Origin of the sequence: Candidatus Megaera venefica, assembly GCF_034554655.1 — a bacterium.
Lineage (GTDB): Bacteria > Pseudomonadota > Alphaproteobacteria > Rickettsiales > Rickettsiaceae > Megaera_A > Megaera_A venefica.
The window spans coordinates 1-3,062 of record NZ_JARJFB010000176.1 but is presented as its reverse complement, the minus strand read 5'-3'; the positions used below and the strand labels follow the sequence as shown (position 1 = coordinate 3,062).

The following is a 3,062-nucleotide window of genomic DNA, read 5'->3' as shown; positions in this document are numbered from 1 at the left end:
AAGTAGGCAACTGCAAAAAACCGTCTCGCTTATCCAAAATCTGAATAATACCAAAAAACCAGCTTATTCTCATCACGATCTTTTACCAAAATAACAAAATGTTGACTCTAAACTAAAAACTCAAACAAACCTAAATTGGAATTTATCAAAAAAAACAGCGTTTCCGTTCAGGCACTATATAGGACGTGAGATACGAAATAGTTTGTAACAACACCAGAACATAACAACAAGTATGAAACACATTGTAATACCTATTGGAGCAAATGTTCCCTGATAAGTATAGCTCACAGTTTGTATACTAAATGCTATTAGTATAAGGCGACTTGCAGCAATGACTGCAGCTATCTTCCCCTTAGCGTATGCAATTGATTCCAATGATAATGGGTACAAGATATTAACTGGATAAATGATGCCTAAAGCTAAAAATTGCATACAGATTGTAATAATAACTGGGTTAGTCACTCTAAATGCGATTAAAATTAAAGTAAAAACAATAAAAGTACAAAGCATACTTATACTAAAAATAAAACAGTTAAGTTGTCCAAATTTTTTGATACAATATCCACTACTAAAGCTTATAATTGAAAACATCAGAGCCGTAGCACCTTGATAAAAACCAAATTCATATAAGGTTACTCCAAGATCACCTATGTACAAGATAGGAGCCATACCAATAAAGAGCCAATAAGGAAGTACAAGTAAGCAAATGGTAGATATGTAATAAAAAGTTTTGGGAGATTGAAAAACTACATAGTATTCTTTAAAACATTTAGAGGTATAAGGCTTTGTCTGACCTTGTTGAATAAATAAAATACCAAGAACTAGACTGATTAATCCCAAGATTAATAGGAGTACGAAATTACCACGCCAATGAAAAAATAAGCTTACATAACTACCTATAACAGGTGCAAAAGCCATTGCAAATGTAACTGACCCGTTGAGAATTCCCATCATTTGTTGTTGTTTTTCAGTAGAATAGGTGTCAGCAATAACAACATAAGAAAGTACAGCTGGACCTGAAATTCCAATTCCTTGTAATAGTCTACCGAACAGTAATTGCCAATATTCTATAGCAAATACACAGAATAAACTACCAGCTATAAAAATAATTAACCCAATTAAGATTATTGGTTTGCGTCCATATAGATCTCCAAGAATACCCACTATTAAAGAAGTAAAACAATGAGCTAGCAAATTGACACCTAAAGTAAGCTCTACCATAAAAGTTGAGATGTTAAACACATTTTGTAATTCTGGAAAGCTTGGTATGAATAAATCAACTTCCGAGCCTACCAAAATACACATGACTAAAACTGTAATAAATTGCATCATATGGTGTTTACTAAATTTTGCTACTAGACTTATAAACTGATTACTAATAAATTTTTACTTTAGATCATTTTGTGTTTATGTAAGACAAATTCTAGTTATGGATACTAAAATACTCTTCTAAATTTATTGCTAATTTTGATATTTGTATTACAAAGTTTAAAAAATTCTTTCTGTGATATATTTTTTAAACTTATCTTTCTCATTTTTGTATTTGTCTGCACCAGCTAAAGGAGCTTTCTTTACGGTGATATTAGGCCAAATTTGTGAATTTGATTTAGCAAACTCAATCCAGTCCATTAGTTCTTTAGTTTCAGTTTTTATAGCTTCGTTAACACTAGGAATAACTTGCTTACGCATAGGGCAGTTAACATCATTACGATCAATTAGATTAAAGTAATATGGGGTTATTGATAAAGACAATTTTGTATGAGCTAATTCACACCCTTCTTTTTCATCTTCAGTGAGATCAATTAAACTCTGAAGATGCTTTAAGCTTCTAATACTGTTGCTCATTTGCCACTTCCAATTGTTCCAATCTTCATTTGAAACGTCACTCCATGACTCCCTACCACTTCGCCAGTTAGCTAATAAATCATCAGGATACATAATTATTTACATTTGCTATTTCATTCAATTTTAAGTAGCATAAGGCTTAGTTACATGTCAACTTGTATTTAATTATTAATATTAAAAATATAAACTGGAAGAACAAATATGTCATCATTTAAATATTTAATAACTGTGCTAATAATTAGTCTTTTATCTAGCTATTCTTATGCCTCAAAGAAATCAGATACTGATAATCTTAAATTACCAGGGAGATACAAAAACGGAAATATTAGTGTAGTAGATTTTGGATCTACCGACGTGTTTTTTTATATGACTCCGGAAAAACATCATTTATTAGAAAATTTATTAAATAAAATAAATAATGAGGAGCTCAAATTAACAATTGATGTAAATCACTATGATTGTTTAACTACAGAAATTTCTGCTATTGCCTCAAAATATCCTGATCCAATAGGATATGATGGGCAATCTAATCCTATATATGTAGACGAAAAGGGCTATTATGTACTTGAATCTTATGCACAAAATTTATCAAATATCACAAAGGAAAAGTTAGGTCTAAACATTAAAGGCATGTCCAGGGAAATAAACTTTGTTTTAAACCAGGATGCTCATAAATTTCATCAAGACCAATCTGCAAAACAATTTACTTTCCTAAAACAACAATCATCTGATTCTTCAAAATATAAGATTTTTCAAGATTTAACACTCGTAGATTGGGACATGTCAAAAGATACTTTCTCAGCAACTATCATACAAGATAATTTATCGGAGGATAGATTTTTGATAACACTTTTTCCTAAAGAGTCAGTTGGTATGATATTTAGCCAATCACCAAAACATTTATCAAGAACCGCACACCCTAGCTATACAGTTCCTACTATATTTCCTTTTCATGCCGTACTTTCTCCAATTGATTATAATGGCTCATATTCAGCTGGTTCCTCTAAAGGAAAACGTCTCAGCACAGTAGTAAGGGGTGTTGTTTTGAACCAAGAAATTGAAAAATTAAAAGAACATTCTATTGTTCTTCCTATTAACCGTTACGTTTCAAAAAATAATGATACAATCAGAGAATACAGGAATGGTATTATCTCTGTTAAAACAAAAAAACCTTTGTATACTAATGATAATCAAGTTATTTACAAACACAATGATGC

General features: G+C 30.8%; 3 protein-coding genes. 1 reads left to right on the top strand and 2 read right to left on the bottom strand.

The window, feature by feature from the left end; all coding sequences use genetic code 11:
* Positions 1-174: 174 nt before the first annotated feature.
* Positions 175-1,332, bottom strand: a complete 1,158-nt coding sequence (locus Megvenef_RS08320) for an MFS transporter (protein WP_322777477.1) — start codon at positions 1,330-1,332, stop codon at positions 175-177.
* Positions 1,333-1,488: 156 nt separating this feature from the next.
* Positions 1,489-1,938 carry a DUF3470 domain-containing protein gene (locus Megvenef_RS08315; protein ID WP_322777476.1) on the bottom strand — a complete coding sequence of 150 codons (450 nt, stop codon included), beginning with the start codon at positions 1,936-1,938 and terminating at the stop codon, positions 1,489-1,491.
* A gap of 108 nt (positions 1,939-2,046) precedes the next feature.
* On the opposite strand from Megvenef_RS08315, the gene Megvenef_RS08310 reads away from it, so the two are divergent.
* Positions 2,047-3,062 (top strand): hypothetical protein (locus tag Megvenef_RS08310; RefSeq protein ID WP_322777475.1); only part of this gene is annotated, 1,016 nt, incomplete at its 3' end.